Genomic DNA, 25936 nt, shown 5'->3' with positions numbered 1-25936 from the left:
CAAGGGCGCGCGACACCATTATCCCCGCGCCTGTCGCGCCGGACTCCCTCGCCCGCGGCCGCCACCGAAGATTGCTCCGCTGACCCCTTCCCCAGCCACGCCCTATCGCGAACAGATCAATATCGGCGCGGGCCGCCGCGCGATCGCCATCGCGCTCGCGCTGTTGATCCCGGCGACATTGCTGCTCCTGCTGCTCGCCTATGGCCTCGACGACGAGCCCGAGAAGGTCGAGGTCCCGCTCACAGTCGTCCGCCTCGAGGCGGCTGAGTTCGCGCAAGAGGCCCCCGCGCCCGAAAGCCGCGAGCAGGCGCAGAACGAAGCGCAGACCGCCCCCGAGCAGCCGACCCCGGAGCAGCCCGTCCAACCGCAGCCCGCCGAGCCGCTACCCGCACAGGTCCCGCCGCCACCCCCGGTCGCCACCCCCAACGCGCCGCCGCAGCCGCCCACGCCCCCCAAGATCGGCGTTCGTCCCCCCAACGGCCAAACCTACGGCCCGCCGAACAAGGGTGGCTCGCGAAGCTCTGGCGACACCGAGCGCGTCGGCACGGCGCCCAACGGCGAGCCGCTCTACGCCGCCGCCTGGTATCGCGAGCCGACCGACGGCGAGCTTCGCGGTTATCTCTCGACCGCCGGCGGGCCCGGCTGGGGGCTGATCGCGTGCCGCACCGCGCCCGATTACCGCGTCGAGGACTGCGTCGGGCTCGACGAATATCCGAACGGCGCCCAGATCAACCGCGCCGTGCTCGCCGCCGCCTGGCAGTTCCGCGTGCGCCCGCCGCGCGTCGGCGGCAAGTCGCTCGTCGGCAGCTGGGTCCGCATCCGCATCGATTACCGCACCAAGCGGGGTTAGCGACCAGCCCCGATCATGCTACCCTCCCGTCGGGCGCGCCAACAGGGAGGCGAGTTATGCGGGGTTCCGGGCCATTGTGGGGGCTGCTCAACGCGGCGCGGCGCGCCAATCTGGCCGGCGAGGGCGCCGAGCCGCCGATCCTGCTGCCCGAAGGCATCACCCGCCGCCGCGTGCTCGCCGCGCTCGGTGCGACCGCGGCGCTGCCGCTCGCGGGCTGCTTCGCTCCATCGTCCGACAAGGCGGGCACGCGCGTCGCGATCATCGGCGGCGGGCTCGCGGGGCTCGTCGCGCTCGACGCGCTCACCGCCGCGGGGGTCGAGGCGCATCTCTACGAGGCGCGCGGGCGGCTCGGCGGGCGCGTGCTCACCGCGAACAACCTGCCCGAGCCGGGCCTCAATATCGAGGATGGCGGCAACCTCATCAACACCGACCACGACGACATGCTCGCGCTCGCCAAGCGCTTCGGCATCGCGCTGATCGACCGCAAGCCGATGGCCGCGCACAGCCGCTATGTCGCCGACGGCCGCCTGCTCGGCGATAGCGAACTGATCGAGGATCTGCGCGCCATCGCCGCGCAGATCGCCAAGGATGCCGCCGCGCTCGACGCTGATTACGATAGCGTCGCGCCCAAGCTCGACGCGATGTCGGTGACCGCCTATCTCGACCAGCATGCCGCGCTGATGAAGCCGCACGTCCGCGCCTTGCTCGACGCCACTATCCGCACCGAATTCGGCGCCGAACCCGGCGACGCCTCGGCGATCGAGTTGCTCTTCAACCTGCCCGTCGTCGATGGAAAGCAGGCCGAACTCATCTCGCTCAGCGATGAGCGCTTCATCCTGACCGGCGGCTCGTCGAGCGTGGTGAGGGCACTGTCCGAACCGCTGATGGCGAAAATCTCGACCGGCCACGCGCTGGTGTCGATCGCGCAGCGCGACGACGCGCTCGACCTCAAATTCGCCAATGGCAAGGGCGACCGCGTCGACCGCGTCATCGTCACCGTGCCCGCCCCCCTGATGCGCACGATCGATTATGGCGGGCTGCTGCCCAAGGAATGGGCCGCCCTGGTCGCCGAGATCGACAGCGGCCGCAACGACAAGATCAATGCCGGCTATGCCAAGCGCGTCTGGGAGGAAAAGACCGGCCCCGCGGGCGCCGCCTGGGCGGTCGACACCAAGGGGCCCGGTATCTTCTCCGAATTCTGGGACGCGAGTTCGGGGCAGCCGGGCGAGGCCGGGGTGCTCACCTGGTTCTTCGGCGGCGATCAGGTCGACGCGCTGCATGCGGCCGAGCCTGATGACGTCCTCGGCCGCGCCGAAACCGCGGTCGCTCCCGCCGTCCCCGGCCTGAAAGCGCGTAGTCTTCGCCGCACCGCGTGGGTGAAGGATCCCTTTTCGCGCGGCGCTTACTCGACCTTCAAGCCCGGCCAACTCACGCGATTCGCGCCGCATTTCTGGCTCGAGGAGGACGGCAAGGCGACGCAGCAGGCCGTCGCCGGCCCGATCGCCTTCGCGGGTGAACATCTGTCCGATGCCTTCCCCGGCTATATGAACGGCGGCGCGCAGACCGGGCGGCTCGCGGCGGAGGCGGTGCTGGCGAGCCTGAGGGTCAAAGCCGCCGCGACATAGCCCACTCGCGCCCGGCCGCATTCCAATTCATCAAGCTTTTTTCCGATTCTGACCTTGAACGTTCACAAGGCGCGTGCATTATGGTGCAATGCACAACAAGAATCGCCTTTCTCCCCGGGGCGCGGCACGATGAACGACACCCGTCTCCAGCTCATGGAAGCCATTGCTCGCCGCCGCATGGTCACCGCACACTATAACGGAAACGTCATGCAGCTCGCGCCGCACCAGATGTTCGAGCGCCGCGGCGACCTGTTCGTCAGCGCGCTCAATCTGAGCAAGAACTGGCGCTCGCCCGACGACTGGAAGCTCGGCCACTACAAGCTCGATGGGCTGGCGGTAACCGAATTGCAGGACGCGGAATTCGAGCCGCTGCCGTCGTTCGAGGCGGCTGCGCCGCATGAGGATGATACGCTGCTGCTGGCGGTTTGAAGGCGGAAGAGGTTCGAGTGCATCGCGCGTAGGGTGGCTATCAGGCCATCCTCTAATTCCGTTCGTGTCGAGCGAAGTCGAGACACGCTTGGAAAGCGCCCGCCTTCGCGGTGTCTCGACTTCGCTGGACACAAACGGGGTTGATAGGGGGGTTTGTCCGCTAAACGCCGACCCAACATTGCCCTAACCCACCGGTTGCAACCTGACGCCCGGCCACGGCATAGTATCCAAGCAATGCCCGCCGCCTCCCCCGTCGACCCGCTGCTTGGCGATAGCCCCGACGCCCTCGTCGCGGCGCTCGCACGCTGGATCGGCGACGACGGCGAGGCGAGACCGCAGGAGCAGCGCCTCCCGGCCGCTATGTTCGGCGAGGCGTTCGCTGTCGGCGGCCTGACTGCCGCGGCGAAATGGACCGCCCCCGACCAGCTGCTCGTCGCTGCCGCCGCACTCAGCGACGCGCTCCACCATGGCGAGATCGCCGCGCCGCCCGACCATGCAGCGCTGAGCTTCGTCGCGCAGGACGACGCCCCGCCGCTCATCGTGCTCACCGTCCCGCTCGCGCTCGCCGCGCGCTGGCCGCCCGCCGCCGCCTGGCGCCGTGCCCACCCCGATGCCGCGGCGAGCCATGTCCTGCTCGCGCACCGCGCAATGCTGCCCGGCAGCGAGGGCCTGGTGCGCGCGGGCCGGATGCTCGCGCTGACCCCGCGCGAGAGCCGCCTGCTCGCCGCGCTGGCGCGCACCGGCGATCTCCGCACCGCCGCGGCCGCCGAAGCGATCGGCTACGAAACCGCGCGCGGCGCGATCAAGGCGGCGCTGGCGAAGAGCGGCTTTGCGCGGCAGGGCGCGCTCGTCGCCACCGCGCTCCAGCTCGACGCGATCGACGACCCCAGCCCGATCCACCTCGGCGACCATCTGCAGCTGGCGATCGGACTCAGCGACCGGCAGGTCGCGCTCGCGCGGCTCATCGCGCTCGGCTCGACGCGCGACGAGGCGGCGCGCCGGCTCGGCCTCGGGCGCGAGACCGCCAAGGCCGAGCTCAAGATCCTGTTCCAGCTCGTCGGGGTGACCTCGTCGGTGGGGCTGTCGGTCGTCGCGGCGCAGCTCGGCATCGCCGCGCGGCTGCTCGCCGCGTCGGACATCGGCGCGACCGACCTTGCCGCCGCGAGCGAACCGCTGCGCCTGATTTCGCGCTCGGGCGACCGCGCCGGGCGTATCGCCTTCGCCGATTATGGGCCGAAGGGGCGCATCCCCGCGCTCCATTTCCACACCGCGACGACCAGCCGCTACTACCCCCGAAGCTATATCGCGCGGCTGCAGGAACTGGGCCTGCGCCCGGTGATGATCGACCGCCCCGGCTATGGCTTCACCGACATGATCGGCGGCGATTACACGCCGCAGGCCGCGCGAGACGCACTGGATGTCGCCGACCATCTCGGCGCCGAAACATTCCATGTCATCGCGCGCGGCGGCACGATGCTGCTCGCCGAGCTTGCCGCGCATCATCGCGACCGAATCGCCCACGCGGTAGTGCTCAACCCCGAGCCAGCTCCCTACGACGATGCGCGCATGGCGGGCATCCAGGGCAGCTACAAGCGCATCTTCTATACGCTGCCGCGCAAGATCGGCCCGCTGACGCGCTATCTGTCGGCGCATCTCTCCGACAGCGTGATCGAGCGCATCGCGAGCCGCATGTTCGGGGGCAGCGCCGCCGACCAGCGCATCTTCGCCGATCCCGAGGTCCGCCGCGCCTATGTCTATGCGACGCGCCTCGCGGCGATCCAGGGCGGGGTCGGGCTCGAGGCGCTGAGCATCGCGGAACTCTGCGGCCAGCCGCCGCCGATCGCCGACGGCGGCTTCATCACGATCCTGTCGGGCGAGGAGGATGCGATGTACCGGCCCGAGGACAGCTGGCCGCGCCTGCTCGCTGCTTGGCCGGGTGCCGGCGCGCAGCGCATCGCGGGCGCGGGGCGGCTGCTCCATATCCAGCATCCGGACCTGGTCGCCGCGGCCCTCCACGAAGGGTCGCAGAAATCGCGAAAGCCGCGGCAACCAGGGCGCTAAGGAAGCGTTCCCCCTCCCCCAACGCATGCTCGGTGGCCCAATGGGCCTATGCCGCTGCTTTTTAAGTGGCGAATCGGCGCGCCCACATCCCCATTGGGGGGGTGCCGGCGCGCCGCATTGCTACTTGTCGTCGATCACCAGCGGTTCGCCGCGGGTCTTGACCAGCGACCAGATCACCCCGCCCGCGATCAGCGCGACGGTGACGCCCAGGCTGATCAGCGGCGGGAATTTGCCACCGTCCATGAGGAAGTCCGCGACGAAGATCTTCGACCCGATGAACACCAGCACCAGCGCGAGCGCATATTTGAGGTAGTGGAAGCGGTGCACCATCGCCGACAGCGCGAAGTAGAGCGCGCGCAGGCCGAGGATCGCCATGATGTTCGAGGTGTAGACGATGAAGGTGTCGGTGGTGATCGCGAAGATCGCCGGCACGCTATCGACCGCGAAGATAAGGTCGGCGAGGTTGATCACGACCAGCGCCAGGAACAAGGGCGTCGCTGCGCGTACCAGCTTGCCCGTCTTGCCGTCGGGCACCTTCACGAAGAACTTTTCGCCGTGGAGTTCGTGGGTCAGCGGGATGTGGCGCGACAGCCATTTGACCGCGGGATTGCCCTTGATGTCCATCGGCGCATCGTCCTTCGCGAACAGCATCTTCACGCCGGTGAAGATCAGGAACGCCGCGAAGATGTAGAGGATCCAGCCATATTCGGTGACCAGCGCCGCGCCGCCCGCGATCATGATGCCGCGCAGCACGATCACCGCGATAATGCCCCACAGCAAGGCGCGATACTGGTAGCGCGGCGGGATCGCGAAGCTGCTGAAGATCAGCGAGATCACGAAGATATTGTCGATCGACAGCGCCTTCTCGATGAAGAAGCCGGTGTAATATTGCAGGCCCGCCTCGCCGCCCTTCGCGGCCCAGACCCACGCGCCGAACGCGAGCGCGATGCTGATGTAGAAGGCGGAGAGCTTCAGGCTCTCGCCGATCCCCATCTCCTTGTCGTCCTTGTTCAGGAAGCCGAGGTCGAAGGCGGTCAGCACGATGACCAGCCCGATGAAGGCCAGCCAGAACCAGGCCGGGGTGCCCAGCCAGTCTGCGGTGAGAAATTCCATCTTTTTATCCCTGGTACGGGGTCATGCGCGCAGCCATCGCGGCGCGCGCATGCCCCTTCGATTGTCGGTGGATCAGCGCGCGAGCGCGGGGCGGTGCATCAGTGCGGCGAGCCGGCGTTTCACCGCCAGCTTCAGCGCGCGCAGCCGGAGCAGGCGCAGCGGGTCGCGGCCGCGCTCGCGCCGCATCGCCTCGTCGAGGCGGCGGTGGAGCAGCGACAGGCTGTAAAAGCGTTTGTTCAAAGACATAAAACCTCCTGATCGAGCGAACTCAAACAGGTGACTGCCTATGCTGGGATTTCCGTGTTGGGGGGACGGAAGGGCCAGCATCGGAGTTACCCGATGCGGTCCGACATCACGTGGGCGGAACAGAATTCCGCCGACGCCAGAGGGGCCCGGCCCGCACACCTATTATTTAAGTAATGCGGGGCTGGCTTTCAACCCCCCGCCGCGCCATGCTTATGCACAAGCCGAAAGGGAAGGCGTAATGTCCGTGCTGGTGGGCCGCGACGGCCCGGTCTTCATCATCACCATCGACCGGCCGGCGAAGCGCAACGCCGTCGATCCCGCGACCGCCGAGGGACTGCGTAGCGCCTTTGCCGATTTCGCCGCCGACGAGGATGCGCGCGTCGCGATCCTCACCGGCAGCGGCGGCCATTTCTGCGCGGGTTTCGACCTGACCGCGGTCGGGGCGAGCCGTTACGACCCCGACGGCCCCGGCCCGATGGGTCCGACGCGGATGCTGCTGGACAAGCCGGTGATCGCGGCGGTCGAGGGGCATGCCGTCGCCGGCGGCCTCGAGCTCGCCTTGTGGTGCGACCTGCGCGTCGCCGCCCAGAGCGCGGTGTTCGGGGTCTATTGCCGCCGCTGGGGCGTGCCGCTGATCGACGGCGGGACGGTGCGCTTGCCGCGGATCGTCGGCCAGGGCCGCGCGCTCGACATGATCCTCACCGGCCGCCCCGTCGACGCCGACGAAGCCCAGCGCATCGGCCTCGCCGACCGCGTCGTCCCCGATGGCGAGGCGCTTTCCGCGGCGATCGCGCTGGCCAGGCAGATCGCCGCCTTTCCCCAGCTCTGCATGACCAGCGACCGCCTGAGCGCGTATCGCCAGTGGGATCACGACCTCGAAGCCGCGCTCGCCCACGAAGCCCATGCCGGCGTCGCCCCCCTGCGCGAAGGCGCCGCGGCGGGGGCGCGGCGCTTTACCGAAGGCGAAGGGCGCAGCGGCAGCTTCGCGGCGTTCAAGGGAGACTGACATGAACCGCACACTCGTCGCCATCGCGCTGCTCGCCCTGCCCCTCCCCGCTTTGGCGCAGCCAGCCGAGCTCCCCGCCGCGATCTACACCGACCCGCCCGCCGACAAGGAGCACCCTGCCGCGATGGAGGTGATCCATATCCCGAGCGGCCGGGTCGAGATCAACGGCATCGCCTACGTCGCCGCGGGCGCCGGGCCGCATCCGACGGTCATCCTCTGCCACGGCCTGCCCGGCAACGAAAAGAGCCTCGACCTCGCGCAGGCTATGCGGCGTGCGGGCTGGACCGTGATCGCCTTCAACTATCGCGGATCGTGGGGCAGCCCCGGCCACTATCGCTTTGCCCAGAATCTCGAGGACGCCGCGGCGGTGCTCGCCTTCGCGCGCGACCCCGCCCATGCCGCGAAGCTGCGCGTCGACCCGGCGCGGCTCGTGATCATGGGGCACAGCATGGGCGGCTGGGTCACTGCGCTCACCGCGGCGAAGGACAAGAAGCTGCTCGGCGCCGCGATGATCTCCGCCGCCAATCTGGGCGCCTTCGGCAAGGCCCCGCGCGAACAGCTCGCAGCGGGCATGAAAGCCAACGGCCAGGAAGCCCTCGCCGGCACCTCGCCCGAGATCATGGCCGACGAGCTGATCGCGCACGCCGACGCCTTCGACTGGCTCGAGGCCGCCCCCGCGCTGGCCGCGACTGACCTCTTCATCCTCTCCTCCGACGACGGGCTGGCGCCGGGTACCGACGCGCTGGCGAAGGCGATCCGCGATGGCGGCGGGACGAAGCTGAAGACGCTGCACGTCGCGACCGACCATAGCTGGTCGGACGCGCGGGTGCGGTTGCAGGCGGAGGTTCTGCGGTGGCTGGAAACCCTGAAAGCCGGGGACTGAGCCACCGCGGCCCGCCGCCGCAACCGGCGCCGAAGCGCGATCAATCGAGGCGGTTGAAGCGCGTCGTTTCCAGCTTCTCGCGGCTGCCCACCGACCAGACGATCGTTTCGGTCATGGATTCGCGGTCCTTGGCGACGGTGTAGACCCGGGTCGACACGCGCGCGCCGGCCTTGCCCAAGGTCATCACCAACGTGTCGGGCGCCGGCTGGCGCAGCGCCACGCTGTCGATGAAATCCATATTGCCCGTGATCGGCACCGGGACGCCGTCGAGCGCCGCGGTCGATTCCGAATATCGGCTCGATCCGTCGGGCGCGACGATTTCGACGCGCGTTTTCCATTTGCCGTCGGGCGCAGCATCGAAAGCGATGGTCACCCGCTGCGGCCGCTCGCTTACGGGCATCTCGGAGGTGTCGAGCGACCAGCTCCCGGCGAGCGGCAGCTCTGCCGATGCGGGGCTGGAAACGGCGTTCGGCGCCGCGGCCTGGTCGGCGGACGGGGCGGCGGCGAGCATGAGGCCGGCGGCGGCCAGGGGTATTGCGATGAGCATGACGATCATTCCTTTCGAACCGCGAACCCCCATGGCCGCGGTGTGCGAAAGGTCTGTCCCGGCGAAGTCCCGTCCCGGAAGATCGATTTTTTTGTCACAATTTTTCTGGAGGTCGAGCAGGCGCGCCAGTTCGCGGCTGCTGCCGACGCCGGTCTTGCGGCGCGCGGTGCGGAGCCGCTCGTTGATCGAGGTTTCCGAGCGCCCCAGCCGCGCCGCGATCGTCTTGACGGTATGCCCGGCGACTAGCAGGCGCAGGACTTCCATCTCGCGGTCGGTCAGGCTCGCGGACAAGCCGGTCATGGGGTCGTTGGCGGACATAGGGCGTTGCTCACCATAGCGCCGCGAACAGGTCCATCCCAATTTATTTGGGAAGCGGCGGCGGGGGAGAAGTCGGGCGCGGCACGCTCCAAAGTTCAGTAAAGTTCAGCCCAATGGCATTGTCGTGTAGCGCCGGTGCGAGGAAGCCGGAATGCATGGGGCTGCGCGCTGTTCCGCGGGGGCGGAAGCGGGACCGGGATGGGTGCGGGAATGCTCATCGCGAAGTATGAACCACAGCGAAAATTATTAGGAAAGGGGTTTTTCGGCTTGAGGTGCAAAATAGGATCGAAGCTTGAGGATCGAAGGAGGGAGGTGCTCCCTGCCCCGTCACCCCGGGCTTGACCCGGGGTCCCGCTTAATCGAAGCTAACGCCATGGATCGCGAGACAAAAGGCGGCTGGGTCTACATCATGGCCGACCGCTACCGCGGCACGATGTATGTCGGCGTCACCGCCGACCTCCCCGCCCGCATCCACCAGCACCGCACCGGCGACGGGTCGGACTTCTGTGCGAGATACGGCCTTACCCGGCTGGTCTGGGCCGAACGCAGCGACGACATCGCCGCCTGCATCGCGCACGAAAAGCGCCTCAAGCGCTGGCATCGGCAATGGAAGTTCGAGCTGATCGAGCACGGCAATCCCGAATGGCAGGATTTGTTCGATATCTTGGCGGGATGACAAGCGGGACCCCGGGTCAAGCCCGGGGTGACGACATAAAAAGGCGGTCCCCATAACGTCACCCCCGGCTTGACGAGAGGTTCCGCTGACACACTACCATAGCCCATTATCTATCGACTTCCACTCAAAGGGGAAGTCTGGCATCAATAGCTGATATGCGACTAATCTACACTGATGAGGCGGGCACCTCCGAACAGGAACCGGTCGTCGTAGTGGCAGCCGTCGTCGTAGATGAAAAATCGGAAGCAGAATTACTCGAAGCAGAAATCGCGCGTGTGGTTTCCGAAAGGGTGCCGGCCCCATTGAGGGACGGTTTCTATATCCATGCAACGGACATTTTCCACGGCAAAAAGGGCATGCGCGATCACTGGGCCGGGCACGATAGATTAGATTTCTTGAAAGAAATTGCGTGTCTCCCCTTCGTGCACGATATCCCGATCGCCGTTTCCTACTCCGAAAAGCTCGATTTTACGAAGATATTGGATAGCGCAAGGCCGGGTCGGCCTCGTATGACTTCTAATCAATACAACCATTTTTTAGCATTTGGCTTCTGCATGGAACGAGCAGATTTTTTTCTAAAAAAATATCTTGGCGGCAAGGAAAAAGGAATCGTCTTGGCGGAGGCTGTCTCTCAGATGCAAGGCCTTCTAACTAAACACGGATTGTGGCTCCGTGATGTCGTTCTTCAGGTACCAATCGACGGGCAAATGCAGGGTATTGCGGAGCAGCGCCTGAACGAGCCGCCGTTACCTCAGAGTCACCACATTGAGAACATCATAGATCAGCCAAAGTTTCTGGGGAAAGGCGAGGCTAGCCTTTTGCAACTCGCCGATGTCATAGCATTTAGCTTTCGGCGCTTTGCTACAAAGCAAAGCCATGGATCAGACTTGGTCAACGCTATTCTAGGCCCTGAGGAAGGCCCGGCAACCACAAACGTTCCCGTATGGTTTTCTGCCGCAAACCATGGATTGTTCAACACGGACAGCTATCTCTGCGAGCGCGGTCGCGCAGATAGGGACTTTCGCCGACGTATCGCGACAGGTAATGTATTGATTGCCGATGCCGACGATCCAGATTGGATGAAGCATTTCGCGGACGACATCGAAAGGTCAAAGCGCGTCGAGGGCTTTCCGGATATCGGCGATGATGCACGGAACCGAGCTTAACTGTCGGCTCCATAAGAAGCCCTCGCTACCGCCATCTACCCCTTCCCCATCAACTTCATCGCCATCCCCGTCAGCGCCTCGGTCGCGGTCTCGATCACCGTATCCGCCTCGGGCGCCCAGAAGGGTGAGTGCAAACTCGGTAGAGCCTTCCCCGCCTTCTTCGCCGCCTCATATTCGGCGTGCGGGACGCCGCCGACCCAGATGATCAGGCTCTTCACATCCTTGTTGGCGTCGCGCGAATAGCGGCTGAAATCCTCGCCGCCCATCACCGGGGGCATCTGCGTCACACGCGCCTCGCCGAAACGCGTCTTGAGGAACGCCGCCATTTCCTCGGTGAAATCGGGGGTGTTGTAGGTCGCGGGGGTATATTCGTCCTTCTGCACGCTCACCACCGGCATGCGGTCGTCGGGCATACCCGCGGCGATCGCCTCGCCCTTGGCGATGCGCTCGATGCCGCTCAGCAGGTGACCCCGCACCTCGTCGGTGTAGCTGCGCACGGTCAGCTGCAGCCGCGCCTCGTCGGAGATGATATTGTGCTTGGCGCCCGCGTGGAAGCTGCCGACGGTCACCACCGCGCTGTCGAGCGGGCTAATCTCGCGCGAGACGAGCGTCTGCAGCGCGCCGACGATGCGGCTCGCGAGCACGATCGGATCCTTGGTCGTCTGCGGATAGGCGCCGTGCCCGCCGACGCCCTTCACCAATATGTCGACGCTGTCGACATTGGCGAGCGCGTAGCCCGGGGTATAGCCGATCTGCCCCGCGGGGAATTGCGCCGCGTCGTGGAATGCGAGGGCATATTGGGGTTTGGGGAAGCGCGTGTAGAGCCCATCCTCGAGCATCATGCGCGCGCCCGCGCCGCGTTCCTCGGCGGGCTGGCCGATCATGACCAGCGTGCCCGACCATTTATCCTTGTTCGCCGCCATGCGCCGCGCGGTGCCGACCCAGGCGGTCATATGCGTGTCGTGGCCGCAGGCATGCATCACCCCGGTCTCGACGCCTTCCTTGGTCGTCACGCGGACCTTCGACGCGCCGGGCAGCCCGGTCTGCTCGATCACCGGCAGCCCGTCCATGTCGGCGCGCAGCATCACCACTGGGCCGGGGCCGTTCTCCATCACCGCGACGATGCCCGTGCCGCCGACCTTTTCGGTGACCTTGAACCCCAGCTTGCGCGCCTCGGCCGCCATGATGCCCGCCGAGCGGACCTCCATGAAGCTGAGCTCGGGGTTGGCGTGCAGATCGGCATAGATCGCCATCAGCGACGGCATGTCCTTCGCGATCTCTGCCTTGATCGCGGGGTCGGCATCCTGCGCCGCCGCGGGCATCGAGAAAGCGAGGGCTGCGACGCCCGCGAGTAAAATCCGCATTTTAATCCCCTGTGCTAAAGCTATTTCGAAGTATCGGGCACCAGTTCGATCACGTCGACCAGCGATTCATAGGCCGGCGCGGGCAGCACGAGCCGCCAGCGATTGTCGCCGATGCGCTCGACCAGCCCCGCCATGTCGCGCATCCGGTCGCTGCCGTAGCTGACCGCGAGCTTCTCGTCGCCGAGCTCAAGCGTGCCGAGGAAGACCTGCCGCGTCAGATTGTCGGGGAAGATCAGCCCGACGGGGCGCTGCGAGCCGGTGAGCTTGACGAGGCTGTACAGCCCCTGCTCGGCCGAGACGCGGCAGCGGAACCAGCCATAGGCGATGAAGCCCAGCGTGCCGCCGCTCTGCGAGCCGACCTTGACCGTGCGGCATTTATAGTCGCCCGCGGGCAAATGCGGGTTGGGCAGCGCCGCGGTCGGGTGCAGCAATATGCCCTCGCGGTCGACTTGCGCGCCGAAGCCCTTGGCGCGCGCGTCGGCGAGCGCGGCTTCCCAGCTCGAATACCAGCTGCGGATGCGCAGCTTGTCGGCCTCGGTAGCGGTCGCGCGCCAGCTGCCGTCCGAGGACGGCGGCGACGGCGGTCCGTCGGCGACCGAGCGCGGCACGGGCGGCACGGTGTTGCACGCGGCGAGCGCGGGCAGCGCCAATGCGGCGAGGATGAACTTGTTGCGACCCCACATATCCGTCTCTCCAGTCCGGTTCGTGGTTAACCTTAGGGGGCGGAGGGGGAATGCTCAAGGGTACTGGCCGGTGGGTGGCTGCTTTGGGGTGGAAACGGAGGTTGCTTAAATCCTCCCTGTCGCGAAGCGATGGGGAGGTGGCAGCGGCGAAGCCGCTGACGGAGGGGCCGACGCCGTCGGGCGTCGCGCGACCTTTCAGCCCCTCCACCACCGCCTGCGGCGGCGGTCCCCCCCCCCATGGCCTTTGGCCACAGGGAGGATCTTTCCGTCCGCTTCCGCCCGAAACCAGTCTAAGCCGCGGTCCACCCGCCATCGACGCTGAGATTCGCCCCCGTGATATTCGCCGCCTCGTCGCGCGTGAGGAACGTCGCGAGCGCCGCGACCTGTTCGATCGTCACGAACTGCTTGGTGGGCTGGCCCGCGAGCAGCACGTCGTTGATCACCTGCTCGCGCGTCATCTTGCGAGCCTTCATCGTGTCGGGGATCTGGTTCTCGACCAGCGGGGTCCAGACGTAGCCGGGGCTGATGCAGTTCACGGTGATCCCCGCGTCGGCGACCTCGAGCGCGACGGTCTTGGTGAGGCCCGCGAGGCCGTGCTTCGCGGTGACATAGGCCGATTTGAACGGCGAGGCGACGAGCGAGTGCGCCGAGGCGGTGCCGATGATGCGGCCCCAGCCCTTCTTGCGCATGCCGGGCACCGCGTGGCGGATCGTGTGGAAGGCCGCGGTCAGGTTGAGCGCGATGATCATGTCCCATTTCTCGACCGGGAAGTCCTCGACCGGCGCGACGAACTGCATGCCGGCGTTGTTGACGAGGATGTCGATGCCGCCGAAATCCTTGTCGGCGCGCGCGAACATCTCCTCGATGGCCTCGGGCTTGGTGAGGTCGGCGCCGTCATAGGCGGCCTTGCCGCCGTTCAGGACCTCGAGCGCGGCGCGCTCGGCCTCGATCGCCGCGGCTTCGCCGAAGCCGTTGATGAGGATGTTCGCGCCCGCCGCGGCGAAGGCCTTGGCGATGCCGAGCCCGATGCCCGAGGTCGAGCCGGTGATAAGGGCGGTCTTGCCTTTGAGGTGCATGATATGTCCTTCGCTTCTGGGGGGAGATGTTATTTGATTTCAGTTGCTTGTTTCGGTTTGAGCCCGCCCGCCTGCACCGCGAAGCTCTCCGAGCGGCCCTCGGCGATACTCTCGGCGAGCAGGTGACCGTCCTTCATCGCCGCCTCGACCGCCTCGCGGCCCTGCGCCCAATTGGCTTCGACCGCCGCCCGCGAAAACTCAAAATCGCGCGCGCCGGTCTGCCATTTCAGAGGGCTATGCACGAGCTGGACGACGTTGAGCGCCTTGCAGTCGACCATCCGCCGCACCGCCCGAACCTCGGGAAGCTCGCCCACGTCGGGCGGCAGTTTCGCGAGCATCCGGTCGATCAGCCGATGCTCCTTGCGCCGCCGCACCAGCCCGTCCGAAATCCGCCGCGTACGACTCGAATAGCGGATGTCCTTCTCGCGCGACCAGGCTTCCTCGAGGTCGTGCGGCCGCTCGCCGCGCGCGGGAAAGAGGTCGATCTGGAACACCAGCATGTCCTCGGCCGCCGCCTCGACGACATATTCGAGCGGGGTATTCGAGACGAGCCCGCCGTCCCAATACCAGGCGCCATCGATCTCGACCGGCGGCAGGCCCGGCGGCAGCGCGCCCGAGGCGAGGATGTGGCGTGCGTCGATGCGATCGCTCTGCGTGTCGAAATAGCGGAAATTTCCGGTCTCGACCGCGACCGCGCCGACCGACAGCCGGACGTTGCCGGTGTTGAGCCGGTCCCAGTCGACCAGCCGGTCGAGCGTCTCGATCAGCGGCGCCGTGTCGTAGAAGCTCACCGCGCCCGGCGTCTGGCGCGCGGCGAGCGCGGGCGGCGGCCAGCGCGGGGTGAAGAAGCCGGGCACGCCGAAGGCCATCACCTGCCCTGCCGCAGCGAGGTGGCTCCATTCGCGCGCGGCGTCGTTATCGGGGAGCGGCCACGAGGGCAGCGCCGACGATACGCCGTCCCAGAAGGTGCGGAGCTTGCCCACCGCCTCGTCGCGTTTGTTGCCCGCGACGATCGCGGCGTTGACCGCGCCGATCGAAATCCCCGCGACCCAGTCGAGCTCGATCCCGAGCTCGATCAGCGCCTCGTAGACCCCCGCCTGATAGGCGCCGAGCGCGCCGCCGCCCTGCAGCACCAGAACGACGAGGTCGGGCAGGGGCAGAGCGGCTCGGGCGGCGCGGCGCGGCATGGACTCGGAGCTTTCCTTCGGGCGGGGACGCCGCGATTGGTGCACCGCAACAGAGCGCATTGCAAGGCGGTGGATCGAAGTCTCTTCCAATTGCGTTGTGCTGCTGCCAGAACCGGCCAAACCGCAATCCCGCGTTGGAGACCCCCGATATGCGCCTCGACGATTATGATCCCGGCGACGATATCCGCGACCTTGGCCGCGGCGGCGGGGGTTTCGGCGGCGGCGGGGGCGGCGGCATGGGCGGGCTGCTCATCGGGCTGCTGCCGATGCTGCTCGGGCGCAAGATGGGCTGTGGTACGATCCTGCTGCTCGGCGTGCTGGCCTTCGTCTTTTTCGGCGGCGGCATGAACATGCTGACCGGCGGCGGCGGTACCGCCGACCCGCGCGCCAGCAGCCAGAGCGGCGCCAATGTCGCGTGCGACACCGCGGCCGAGAAATTCGCGTGCAACGTCTTCGGATCGACGCACCAGGTTTGGGGCGAGCTGATCAACGGATACCAGCGCCCAACGCTCAATTTCTTCACCGACCAGAACCGCTCGGGCTGCGGCGCGGCGCAGGCGGCGATGGGGCCATTCTATTGCCCCGCCGACCAGGGCGTCTATCTGGACACCGCCTTCTTCGACGAACTCGCGAGCCGCTTCGGCGCCGCGGGCGACGCCGCGCAGGCCTATGTCGTCGCGCACGAGGTCGGTCACCATATCCAGACGATCAGCGGCCGGTCGGACCAAGTCCGCCGTGCGCAGCAAAGCGCTTCGCAGGCCGAGGGCAATGCGCTGCAGGTGCGCATGGAACTCGAGGCCGATTGCTACGCCGGCGTCTGGGCGGCGCGCGCGCGTAACAGCTCGGGCCAGCCGGTGGTCGAGCCCGGCGACATCGAGGAGGCGATGCGCGCCGCCAATGCGATCGGCGACGACACGCTGATGCGCTCGGCAGGGCAGCGCCCGGTTCCCGAAAGCTTTACCCACGGCACCAGCGAGCAGCGCATGACGTGGCTGCGCCGCGGGCTGCAGACCGGAGACCCGCGCCAGTGCAATACCTTCGATACCGCCATCTGACCGCCGCACTCGCGGCGACCTTTTTGGCGGCGACGCCGGCCGCGGCACAAACCGTCTATATCGAGGCGGGGCGGCTGATCGACGGCGTGTCGAACGACGTGCGCAGCGGCCAGTGCATCACTGTCGTCGATGAGCATATCAAGGCGGTGGGGCCGTGCGGCAAGGCGCCCGACGGCGCGGCGATCGTCGACTGGTCGGGCTTTACCGTGCTGCCCGGGCTGATCGACCTCCACACGCATCTCGCCGACCTCGGTCAGAGCGCCGACCTCGCCGCGCCGATCAAGGCGTCGCCCGCCGAGACCGCGCTCGTCGGGGCGCGCAACGCGCGGGTGACGCTCGACGCGGGGTTCACGAGCGTGCGCGACGTCGGCACCTATCGCGGGCTGACCGACGTGACTTTGCGCAACGCAATCGACCGCGGCGACGTGCCGGGGCCGCGCATGTGGGTTGCGGGTGCCTATCTGACGATCCCCAAGGGCGGCGGCGAACTCAACGGCGTGGTTCCCAATGAGGAGTTGCCCGCCGACATGCGGCTCGGCGTGGCGGCGACCCCCGGGGAAGCCGCGCAAAAGACCGCCTATCTGCTCGACCATGGCGCCGATTTCATCAAGACCATCGCGACCGGCGCGGTGCTGGCGATCGGCACCGAGCCCGGCGCGCCCGAGCTCACGCCCGAGCAGCTCGCCGCGATCGTCAAGGTGGCGCATGCCCGCGGCAAACGCGTCACCGCGCACGCGCATGGCGCGGTCGGTATCCAGAATGCGATCAACGCCGGTGTCGACAGCATCGAACATGCCAGCCTCGCCGATGAAGCGACGCTCCAGCTCGCCAAGAAGCACGGCACTTGGCTCGCGATGGATATCTATAACGGCGATTATATCGAGGATGTCGGCACCAAGGAGGGCTGGCCCGCCGAATATCTGCGCAAGAACCGCGAGACCACCGACGCGCAGCGCGCAGCGTTCCGGCGCGCGGTCGAGCTGGGGGTGAACATCGGTTACGCGACCGACGCCGGCGTCTATCCGCACGGGCTCAACGCGCGGCAGTTCCGCAACATGGTGAAATACGGGATGACGCCGATGCAGGCGATCCAGTCGGCGACGGGCCGCGCCGCCGAGGAAATGGGCCGCGGCGACGTCGGCGCGATCGTGCCCGGGCGCTACGCCGACATGGTCGCGGTCAAGGCCGACCCGCTCGCCGACATCACGGTGCTGGAGAAGATCGACCATGTGATGAAGGGCGGAGCCTTGGTGCGATGATCCGCGTGCTGGCCGGTGCGGCGCTGCTGGCAAGCCCGGTTCCGGCAATGGGGCAATATGACGGCGACTGGGTGTGCAGTGCGATCGCCAAGGGCAGCCGCGGCGCGCATGTCGATGTCGTCGCGCAGGTCGACAGCGAGGGCGACATCTGGTCGCGGTCGATCAGCTGGACGCCGCCGATGCTCGACGCGAGCAAGCCGCAATATCGCGATCTCGATAAGCCGGGGCTCAGCCTGCAATATGACGATGCCGAGGCCGGGGCGATCGGCGAGCTGACCAGCGCGATCGGCGACGTGTCGAGCGTCGGCGGCCCTGTGGGTGCGCTGCGCGACCTGAAGATGATCGTGCTGATGGACGGCGGTGCGAGTTGGACGGTCGAGCTCGAACCCTTCGGGGTCGAGCAGCGGATCGGCGGGAGCCCGTACCGCTATGCCTCGGCGGCGATCGACGACACCGACTGGGACGGCGATCCCTACGAGCTGTTCGAGGCGGGCGGCGTGGTGACGCTGTCGCTGCAGGATGCGGTCGGGCGTCCGGTGGCGCAGGCGCGCTACGATATCGGCGCGAAGGCCGAGCGCGACCGGCTGTTTCGGAGCGCGTGGCGCAAGGCGGAGGCGATGGCGAAGAGCCGCAAGGGGTGTGACAAGGCGGGGGAGTAGGGCTGGGCTTTGCGCGAGCTATGCTGCGGCGGCTTCGAGCGACCGGTTTCGGGCGTTAGGGGACGTTCGCAGGGTTATGCTCTCTCCCCTTAAGGGGAGAGATACGCAGGCTTGGCAGCTTGCTGCCTAGCCGGAGTTGAGAGGGGTTTCCGACCGCCAGAGGCGTCCAAGCACCCCTCTCCAAGCTTCGCTAGCTCCTGACGGAGCAAGCTGCGCTATCCTCTCCCCTCAACGGGAGAGGGCTAAACGGCAGCTCCCCACCCCAAAGCCGCCATAGACCGTTTCCGAAACCCCGCTCGCTACCCCTTCCCCACCCGCGCCGCCGCGTGCACCTCGGCGCGTTCGAGCAGCAGCGCCAGATCCTCGCGGCCGATGTCGAAGGTCTCGCCGAGATCTTCAAGCGCGGCGTCGATGTCGGCCATCTGCACCCCGAAGGGGGCCGGTACCGGCGGTTTGCCTTCGACCGGCCGCGGTCGGTGGGGGTAGCTGTGGCCCGACACCCGGTGGAAGAGCCAACCCGTCCCCACGAGCAGAACCGAATCGAGCGCGACGAGCGCCAGAAAGCCAGGCCCATCCGCCGATACGAAGCTTCGCGCGCCGATGACGGCGCTCAGCGCGACGGCGCCCCCCGGCGGATGCAAGCAGCGCGCAAGCGACATCGCGAGGATCGCACCCGAGACCGCAAGGGCCGCGGCAAGCACTTGGTCGGGAACGAGGTGCAGCATCGCCATGCCGGTCAACGCCGATACGATATTGCCGCCGACGATCGACCAAGGCTGGGCCAGCGGGCTGGCGGGGACCGCAAAGAGCAGCACCGCCGACGCGGCGATCGGCGCGACGATCCACAGGCTCGGAAACGAAAAGAACATCGTTCCGGCAAGGCCCACGACGCCGATACCGGCCAGCGCCCCAAGGCTGGCGGCGACGCGGTCGCGCAGGCTGGCGCCCGCGAGCAGCGGCACGAACCATTTCACCGACGATGATGCCAAACGAAACACGCCGCGCCCCTCTGCTACCTCTGTCCGCCGATGCGCGCTATGGCAGAGCCGCGCCAGAGAGTCTTTGTTTCGGTGCGCCTAGCGGCTTTTTGGCGGCGCTTCGTCCTTGAACCCGCCCGCGGCATCGCTAAAGCCGTTGCATGCGTAACTTCCTCATTCCCAGCGCCTTCGCGCTCGCCGCCGCCCTTTCCGCCCCCGCCGCCGCCCGGCCGATGACCGAGGTCGATCTCGCGACGCTGAAGCGCGTCGCCGCGCCGACGGCTTCGCCCGACGGGCGCTGGGTCGTGTATCAGCTGACCGAGACCGCGGCAGAAACCTACAAGCGCGCGACCGGCCTGTGGCTAGTCGATCGGAATGCCAAGGATGCGGTGCCGGTGCGCGTTGCCGACACCGCGGACAAGAACGAGACCGCGCCCGCCTTCCACCCCGACGGCAGCCTCTATTTCCTCTCGAACGCCTCGGGCAAGAGCCAGGTCTGGCGCATCGACCCCAAGGCCGCAGGCGCGGCTGCGACGCAGGTCACCGATACCAAGGCCGATGTCTCGGGCTTCAAGATTGCGCCCGACGGCGGCAAATTGCTCGCCTGGGGCGACGTGCCGCGCGAGTGCACCGATTTCGGCTGCGAGGCCAAGGACAAGGGCGAACTCCCCGGGCCCGGCACCGGGCGCCTCTACAAGGATCAAAGCGGGTTCGTGCGCCACTGGGACAGCTGGGAAACCCCCGGCACCTACAGCCGCCCCTTCATCTTCAACCTCGAAGGCGGCAAGGCGACGGCCGCGCGCCCGGTCGACGCCGGTCTGACCGGCGACAGCCCGTCGAAGCCCTTCGGCGGCGGCGAGGAGCTGGCGTGGGGTGCCGACAGCCGCACGATCTTCTTCACGCTTCGCAAGGCCGACAAGGACGAGCCGACCTCGACCAACCTCGACATCTATAGCTGGCTGGTCGACCGCCGGATGATGCCGGTGAACCTGACCGCGGACAATCAGGCGACCGACACGCTGCCCGCCCCGTCGCCCGACGGCAAGTGGCTGGCTTACGCGGCGATGGCGCGGCCGGGTTACGAAGCCGACCGGCAGGTGCTGATGCTCCGCGACCTCGCGACCGGCGAAACGCGCAAATTGACCGACGCGTGGGATCGTTCGGTGGGCTCGATCGCCTGGGCGGCCGACGGCAAATCGCTCTACATCACCGCGCAGGACGTGCTCGACCATCCAGTGTTCAAGGTCGACGCGAAGAGCGGCAAGGTCGAGAAGCTCAAGGCCACCGCCGAGGAATATGAAGGCAATATCGGCGACGTGACGGTGCTGCCCGGCGGCGCCCTGCTCTATTCGCGCAACAGCGTCGCGGTGCCGACCGACCTCTGGACGCGCGACGCCAAGGGCAAGGTCAAGCGGCTGACCGACGTCAACCGCGACCAGATGGCCGGGATCGATCCGGTCGATGCCAAGCGCTTCAGCTTCAAGGGCGCGAACGGCGACACCGTGTGGGGCCAGATCGTCAAGACCGCCGACACCAAGGGCAAGATCCCGGTGGCCTTTCTCGTCCATGGCGGACCGCAGTCGAGCTTCGGCAACAGCTGGTCGACGCGCTGGAACCCGCGGCTCTTCTCGGCGCCGGGCTATGCCGCGGTGACGATCGATTTCCACGGCTCGACGGGTTACGGCCAGGCCTTCACCGACAGCATCAAGCAGGATTGGGGCGGCAAGCCGCTCGAGGACCTGAAGCTCGGCCTCGCCGCCGCGGGCGCGACCGACGCCAATGTCGACACCACGAACGCCTGCGCGCTCGGCGGCTCGTACGGCGGCTATATGATGAACTGGATCGCGGGTCAGTGGCCCGATGGTTTCAAATGCCTGGTCACCCATGCCGGGGTGTTCGACCTGCGCGCGATGGCGTTCGAGACCGAGGAACTCTGGTTCGACGAATGGGACCATGGCGGTCCCTGGTGGCAGCGAACCGACGCGGAAAAGTGGAATCCGGTCAATCACGTCACCAAGTGGAAGACCCCGACGCTGGTGATCCACGGCGAAAAGGACTTCCGCATCCCGTACAGCCAGGGCCTCGCGGCGTATACCGCGCTGCAGCGGCAGGGCGTCGAGGGCGAATTGCTCGTCTTCCCCGACGAGAACCACTGGATCCTGAAGGGCCAGAACAGCGTGCAATGGTACCGGACGGTGTTCGGCTGGATGGGCAAGCATCTGAGGAAATAGCACCCTTTGAATCCCGTTCGTGGCGAGCGAAGTCGAGACACCCCGAAGGCGCGCACGACCGATTGGCATCTCGACTACGCTCGATGCGAACGGGAAAGGAGTTGGGTTCCCCCTTGCCGCCTCGCCCCCCGGCTGGCAAAGGCGCGCGGCTATGCCGATGGAAAAAACCTTCGATCCCGCCGCTATCGAGGCGAAATGGGCCCATGAATGGGAGAGCCGCGGGCTGTTTCGCCCCGCGCGTCCCGACGCCGAGCCGTTCACGATCGTCAACCCGCCGCCGAACGTCACCGGCGCGCTGCACATCGGCCATGCGCTCGACAACACATTGCAAGACGTGCTCGTCCGCTACGAGCGGTTGCGAGGAAAAGACGCGTTATGGGTCGTCGGCATGGACCATGCCGGCATCGCGACGCAGATGGTCGTCGAACGCCAGCTCGAGGAGCGGCAGGACAAGCGCACCAACTACACGCGCGACGAATTCGTCGCGAAGGTGTGGCAATGGAAAGCAGAGAGCGGCGGCCAGATCACCGGCCAGCTCCGCCGCCTCGGCTGCTCGATGGACTGGTCGCGCGAGCAGTTCACGATGGACCCGCATTTCACCGAAGCGGTGGTCAAGGTCTTCGTCGATCTGCACAAGAAGGGCCTCATTTACCGCGACAAAAGGCTGGTGAACTGGGACCCCAAGCTTAAGACCGCGATCTCGGACCTCGAGGTCGAGACGCACGAGGTGCAGGGCGGCTTCTGGCATTTCAAATATCCGCTCGCCGACGGCGTGACGCTCGACGACGGACGCGACTATATCGAGGTCGCGACGACGCGCCCCGAAACGATGCTCGCCGACATGGCGGTCGCGGTGCACCCCGACGACGCGCGCTACAAGAGCGTGATCGGCAAGGACATATTACAGCCGATCACCGGGCGTCGCTTCAAGGTCGTCGCCGACGAGCATGCCGATCCCGAACTGGGCTCGGGCGCGGTGAAGATCACGCCAGGGCATGATTTCAACGACTTCGACGTCGGCAAGCGCGCGGGATTCAAGCCCGGCGAGATGCTCAACATGCTCGACGGCGACGCGAACGTCATCCAGACCGCCGACGGGCTGATCCCGGACGAATATCTCGGCCTTCACCGCTTCAAGCGCGACGGCAAGGACGGCGCGCGCGAACTGGTCGTGAACCGGATGAAGGAAGCCGGCTTCCTGATCCCGCACGTCGACAAGGACGGCGGCGAGCATGACGCCGAACCCCGCACGATCCAGACGCCGTTCGGGGATCGCGGCGGCGTGGTTATCGAGCCTTGGCTGACCGACCAATGGTATGTCGATGCCGAAACGCTCGCGCAGCCCCCTATGCAGGCGGTGCGCGACGGGCGCATCAACATCGTGCCCAAGACGTGGGAAAAGACCTTCTTCAACTGGATGGAGAATATCCAGCCGTGGTGCGTCTCGCGCCAGCTGTGGTGGGGACACCGGATTCCGGCTTGGTACGCCGAAGATGGCCGTATCTTCGTCGCCGAGACCGAAGAGGAAGCGCAGGCCGAAGCCGGCGCGGACGTCGCCCTCACCCGCGACGAAGACGTCCTCGACACGTGGTTCTCCTCCGCGCTCTGGCCCTTCGCGACGCTTGGCTGGCCCGAGAATACCGAGTTGCTCCGCCGCCACTACCCCAACGACGTCCTGATCTCCGGCTTCGACATCCTCTTCTTCTGGGATGCGCGCATGGCGATGCAGGGGATGGAGTTCATGGGCGATGTGCCGTGGAAGACGCTCTACCTCCACGGCCTCGTCCGCGCGCCCGATGGTGCGAAGATGTCGAAGTCGAAGGGCAATGTCGTCGACCCGCTCGGGCTGATCGACCAATATGGCGCCGACGCGCTGCGCTTCTTCATGGCGGCGATGGAAAGCCAGGGCCGCGACATCAAGATGGATGACGCGCGCCTCGCGGGCTATCGCAACTTCGCGACCAAGCTGTGGAACGCCGCGCGTTTCTGCGAAGCCAATGGCATTTCGGCCTCGACCAGCTTCGAAGCGCCCGCGGCAACGCTGCCGGTCAACCGTTGGATCATCGGCGAGGTCGCCGCGACCGTTGCCGCGATGGAAAGTGCTTTCGCCGCCTATCGTTTCGACGAGGCCGCGAACGCGATCTACAGCTTTGCCTGGGATCGTTTCTGCGACTGGTATCTGGAGCTGATCAAGGGCGCTATCGACGACGAGACCAAAGCCGTCACTGGCTGGGTGCTCGACCAGATCCTCGTCATGCTCCACCCCTTCATGCCTTTCATCACCGAAGAGCTGTGGACCGGGCTCGGCGACCGCGCGGACTACCCGCTGATCACGGCCCAATGGCCCGAGCCAAATGCGAAGCGCGACGCCGAGGCCAGCGCCGATATCGACTGGCTGATCAAGCTCGTCAGCGAACTGCGCACCGCAAAGGCCGAACTCGGCCTGCCCCCAGGCGCGCGCCTGACCGCGCACTTCCCGGCATCACTGATGGGTCGCGCCGACAAGCTTGCGGCGCAGCTCGACCGCCTCGCGCGGCTCGAGGCGATCAGCTTCGATCCTGCTCCCGCGGGCGCCTCTGCGCAGCTCGTCGTCGAGGGCGAGACGATCACCGTGCCGCTCGAAGGCGTGATCGACATCGCCGCCGAGCGCGACCGCCTGACCAAGGCGCTCGCCGCCGCGGCGAAGGAACGCGACGGCCTTACCGGCCGTCTGAATAACCCGTCGTTCGTCGAACGCGCCAAGCCGGAAGCGGTCGAAAAGGCGCGCGCCGACCATGCCGCGAAGGAAGCCGAAGCCGACCGCCTGACTGCCGCGCTGGCGCGCCTGGGGTGAGCGCTAATCTAAAATCCTCCCCGCTCGCGGGGAGGTGGCAGCCGGAACGGCTGACGGAGGGGGATGGCATCCTTGCGCGACGCCGCGTCAGGACGCGAGCCTCCTCCACCACCCTCCGGCTGGTCCCCCTCCCCGCGAGCGGGGAGGATTTTTTATGACCAACGGCGAAGGCCCCGTCACGCCGACGCCGGTCGCGGCGGCGGCGGATCCGGCTGCGAGCCCGGTCCTGCCGCGCCAGACCGCGCGCGGTGGCGGGCGGATGGACCTGACGCAGGGGCCGATCGCCAAGACGCTGATCCTCTTCGCGCTGCCGACGCTCGCGTCGAACATCCTCCAGACTTTGTCGGGGTCGGTGAATTCGATCTGGGTCGGGCAGTTCCTCGGCGAGGGCGCGCTCGCCGCGACCGCCAATGCGAACATCATCATGTTCCTGATGTTCGGCGCCTTTTTCGGTTTCGGCATGGCCGCGACCGTGCTCATCGGCCAGTCGATGGGGCGCGGCGACATCGACGCCGCGCGCCGCGCCACCGGCGGCGTGATCGGGCTCGCGCTGATCTTCTCGGTCGTCATCGCGATCATCGGCTGGTTCGCGTCGGACCAGATACTGCGCTGGCTCAAAACCCCGCCAGAGGCCTTTGCGCTGGCGCATGATTACCTCCGCGTCACCTTTCTCGCGGTGCCCGCGAGCATGCTCAGCGTCACGCTGATGATGGCCTCGCGCGGCGCGGGCGATGCGGTGACGCCGCTGCGTTTCATGATCTTGGCGGTGGTGCTCGACATCGCCTTCAACCCGGTGCTGATCCTCGGGCTCGGCCCGTTTCCGCGCCTCGGCATCGCGGGCAGTGCGCTCGCGACCGCGCTTGCCGGACTGATCAGCCTCGCGGGCATGATCGGCTGGTTCTATGCGAAGAACCATGCGCTGCGGCTGCGCGGGCGCGAGCTGTTGTACCTGATCCCCAAATGGTCGGAGCTGCGCTTCATCGTCGGGCGCGGGCTGCCGATGGGGGCACAAATGCTCGTCATCTCGGGCGCGGGGCTCGTCATGGTCGGGCTCGTCAACCGCGAGGGGCTGGTGACCTCCGCGGCCTATGGCGCGACGTTACAGCTGTGGAACTATATCCAGATGCCCGCGCTCGCGGTCGGCGCCGCGGTGAGTTCGATGGCGGCACAGAATATCGGCGCCGGGCGCTGGGACCGCGTGTCTTCGGTCACCAATGGCGGGATCGCGATCAACCTGGGCATGACCGGGGTGCTGATCGTGCTGCTGCTGCTCTTCGACCGCGCCGCGCTCGCTTTGTTTCTCGGCAGCGGCAGCCCCGCGATCGAGGTCGCGCGCAATATCCAGCTGATCGCGACCTGGACCTTCCTGCCCTTCGGCACGACGATCGTGCTGGTCAGCACGCTGCGCGCCAATGGCTCGGTGCTGCCGCCGCTGCTGATCCTGTTCCTGTCGATGTTTCCGATCCGCCTCGGCATCTATTATTTCGGCTATCCGATCATCGGCAGCGACATATTGTGGTGGAGCTTTCCGCTTTCCTCGCTCGCTTCGGTGACGATGGCCTGGGCCATCTACAAGCGCGGTCGCTGGCGCGGCGCGATGCCCGAGCGCGTGATCTGAACAGCCGTTCATCTGGGCTTCAGCTTTCGACCAACTTCCCCCGATGTTCGACTGGCGGTCCAGTGCCGACTCGC

The 25936-nt window shown here is 67.1% G+C and carries 22 protein-coding genes; 14 read left to right on the top strand and 8 right to left on the bottom strand.

Features of this window, described 5'->3' with window-relative positions; translation table 11 throughout:
- Window positions 1–163 precede the first annotated feature (163 nt).
- From BWQ93_RS04350 to BWQ93_RS04335, 4 genes are all read left to right on the top strand, one after another.
- Complete coding sequence (locus tag BWQ93_RS04350; RefSeq protein ID WP_232314735.1) at window positions 164–850, top strand: hypothetical protein; 687 nt, start codon at window positions 164–166, stop codon at window positions 848–850.
- A 56-nt stretch (window positions 851–906) separates the two neighbouring features.
- Window positions 907–2475: a flavin monoamine oxidase family protein gene (locus BWQ93_RS04345; protein ID WP_077029445.1), complete on the top strand. Its 1569-nt coding sequence runs from the start codon at window positions 907–909 to the stop codon at window positions 2473–2475.
- A 129-nt stretch (window positions 2476–2604) separates the two neighbouring features.
- A complete protein-coding gene (locus tag BWQ93_RS04340) occupies window positions 2605–2904 on the top strand; it encodes a hypothetical protein (RefSeq protein ID WP_077029444.1) in 300 nt (99 codons plus the stop codon).
- A gap of 234 nt (window positions 2905–3138) precedes the next feature.
- Complete coding sequence (locus tag BWQ93_RS04335; RefSeq protein ID WP_077029443.1) at window positions 3139–4965, top strand: alpha/beta fold hydrolase; 1827 nt, start codon at window positions 3139–3141, stop codon at window positions 4963–4965.
- A gap of 120 nt (window positions 4966–5085) precedes the next feature.
- On the opposite strand, the gene BWQ93_RS04330 is transcribed toward BWQ93_RS04335, so the two are convergent.
- Window positions 5086–6078, bottom strand: a complete 993-nt coding sequence (locus BWQ93_RS04330) for a TerC family protein (RefSeq protein ID WP_077029442.1) — start codon at window positions 6076–6078, stop codon at window positions 5086–5088.
- Window positions 6079–6150: 72 nt separating this feature from the next.
- Complete coding sequence (locus tag BWQ93_RS20695; protein ID WP_156878134.1) at window positions 6151–6324, bottom strand: hypothetical protein; 174 nt, start codon at window positions 6322–6324, stop codon at window positions 6151–6153.
- A 238-nt stretch (window positions 6325–6562) separates the two neighbouring features.
- On the opposite strand from BWQ93_RS20695, the gene BWQ93_RS04325 reads away from it, so the two are divergent.
- On the top strand, window positions 6563–7330 hold the full coding sequence (locus BWQ93_RS04325) for a crotonase/enoyl-CoA hydratase family protein (RefSeq protein ID WP_077029441.1): 768 nt from the start codon (window positions 6563–6565) through the stop codon (window positions 7328–7330).
- 1 nt (window position 7331) lies between these two features.
- Window positions 7332–8213 carry an alpha/beta hydrolase family protein gene (locus BWQ93_RS04320; protein ID WP_077029440.1) on the top strand — a complete coding sequence of 294 codons (882 nt, stop codon included), beginning with the start codon at window positions 7332–7334 and terminating at the stop codon, window positions 8211–8213.
- A gap of 40 nt (window positions 8214–8253) precedes the next feature.
- Here BWQ93_RS04320 and BWQ93_RS04315 read toward each other — a convergent pair whose 3' ends face one another.
- On the bottom strand, window positions 8254–9060 hold the full coding sequence (locus BWQ93_RS04315) for a helix-turn-helix domain-containing protein (protein ID WP_077032197.1): 807 nt from the start codon (window positions 9058–9060) through the stop codon (window positions 8254–8256).
- A 391-nt stretch (window positions 9061–9451) separates the two neighbouring features.
- On the opposite strand from BWQ93_RS04315, the gene BWQ93_RS04310 reads away from it, so the two are divergent.
- Entirely contained in the window at window positions 9452–9754 is a 303-nt protein-coding gene (locus BWQ93_RS04310) for a GIY-YIG nuclease family protein (RefSeq protein ID WP_077029439.1), read from the top strand.
- A gap of 155 nt (window positions 9755–9909) precedes the next feature.
- The gene (locus tag BWQ93_RS04305; protein WP_077029438.1) at window positions 9910–10920 is read left to right on the top strand and encodes a DUF3800 domain-containing protein; all 1011 of its coding nucleotides are present in this window, start codon (window positions 9910–9912) and stop codon (window positions 10918–10920) included.
- A gap of 35 nt (window positions 10921–10955) precedes the next feature.
- Here the strand turns inward: BWQ93_RS04305 and BWQ93_RS04300 are convergent, their stop codons facing one another.
- From BWQ93_RS04300 to BWQ93_RS04285, 4 genes are all read right to left on the bottom strand, one after another.
- Window positions 10956–12284, bottom strand: a complete 1329-nt coding sequence (locus BWQ93_RS04300; RefSeq protein ID WP_156878133.1) for an amidohydrolase — start codon at window positions 12282–12284, stop codon at window positions 10956–10958.
- Between the two features lie 20 nt (window positions 12285–12304).
- Entirely contained in the window at window positions 12305–12967 is a 663-nt protein-coding gene (locus tag BWQ93_RS04295; RefSeq protein ID WP_077029436.1) for a DUF4893 domain-containing protein, read from the bottom strand.
- A 290-nt stretch (window positions 12968–13257) separates the two neighbouring features.
- Window positions 13258–14043 carry a 3-hydroxybutyrate dehydrogenase gene (locus tag BWQ93_RS04290; protein WP_077029435.1) on the bottom strand — a complete coding sequence of 262 codons (786 nt, stop codon included), beginning with the start codon at window positions 14041–14043 and terminating at the stop codon, window positions 13258–13260.
- A gap of 29 nt (window positions 14044–14072) precedes the next feature.
- Entirely contained in the window at window positions 14073–15230 is a 1158-nt protein-coding gene (locus BWQ93_RS04285) for a patatin-like phospholipase family protein (RefSeq protein WP_077029434.1), read from the bottom strand.
- A 149-nt stretch (window positions 15231–15379) separates the two neighbouring features.
- Here BWQ93_RS04285 and ypfJ point away from each other — a divergent pair, with 149 nt between their 5' ends.
- From ypfJ to BWQ93_RS04270, 3 genes are read left to right on the top strand one after another with little or no spacing between them, the layout of a single operon-like run.
- Complete coding sequence (gene ypfJ / locus BWQ93_RS04280; RefSeq protein WP_077029433.1) at window positions 15380–16285, top strand: KPN_02809 family neutral zinc metallopeptidase; 906 nt, start codon at window positions 15380–15382, stop codon at window positions 16283–16285.
- The gene (locus BWQ93_RS04275; protein ID WP_077029432.1) at window positions 16258–17544 is read left to right on the top strand and encodes a metal-dependent hydrolase family protein; all 1287 of its coding nucleotides are present in this window, start codon (window positions 16258–16260) and stop codon (window positions 17542–17544) included. The genes ypfJ and BWQ93_RS04275 overlap by 28 nt, the downstream gene beginning before the upstream one ends.
- Entirely contained in the window at window positions 17541–18203 is a 663-nt protein-coding gene (locus BWQ93_RS04270; protein ID WP_077029431.1) for a hypothetical protein, read from the top strand. The genes BWQ93_RS04275 and BWQ93_RS04270 overlap by 4 nt, the downstream gene beginning before the upstream one ends.
- Before the next feature lie 299 nt (window positions 18204–18502).
- Here BWQ93_RS04270 and BWQ93_RS04265 read toward each other — a convergent pair whose 3' ends face one another.
- A complete protein-coding gene (locus BWQ93_RS04265; RefSeq protein WP_335694543.1) occupies window positions 18503–19201 on the bottom strand; it encodes an HPP family protein in 699 nt (232 codons plus the stop codon).
- 140 nt (window positions 19202–19341) lie between these two features.
- Between BWQ93_RS04265 and BWQ93_RS04260 the strand changes: the two genes are divergently transcribed.
- From BWQ93_RS04260 to BWQ93_RS04250, 3 genes are all read left to right on the top strand, one after another.
- Window positions 19342–21411 (top strand): S9 family peptidase, encoded by a 2070-nt coding sequence (locus tag BWQ93_RS04260; protein ID WP_077029429.1) that lies wholly within the window; start codon window positions 19342–19344, stop codon window positions 21409–21411.
- Window positions 21412–21562: 151 nt separating this feature from the next.
- Window positions 21563–24244 (top strand): valine--tRNA ligase, encoded by a 2682-nt coding sequence (locus BWQ93_RS04255; RefSeq protein WP_077029428.1) that lies wholly within the window; start codon window positions 21563–21565, stop codon window positions 24242–24244.
- A 154-nt stretch (window positions 24245–24398) separates the two neighbouring features.
- Window positions 24399–25862: an MATE family efflux transporter gene (locus tag BWQ93_RS04250; RefSeq protein WP_232314734.1), complete on the top strand. Its 1464-nt coding sequence runs from the start codon at window positions 24399–24401 to the stop codon at window positions 25860–25862.
- Window positions 25863–25936 lie beyond the last annotated feature (74 nt).

This window comes from Sphingopyxis sp. QXT-31, assembly GCF_001984035.1.
GTDB lineage: Bacteria > Pseudomonadota > Alphaproteobacteria > Sphingomonadales > Sphingomonadaceae > Sphingopyxis.
Note: the sequence above shows the minus strand (reverse complement) of the source record. Positions and strands in the feature narration are given on the sequence as shown.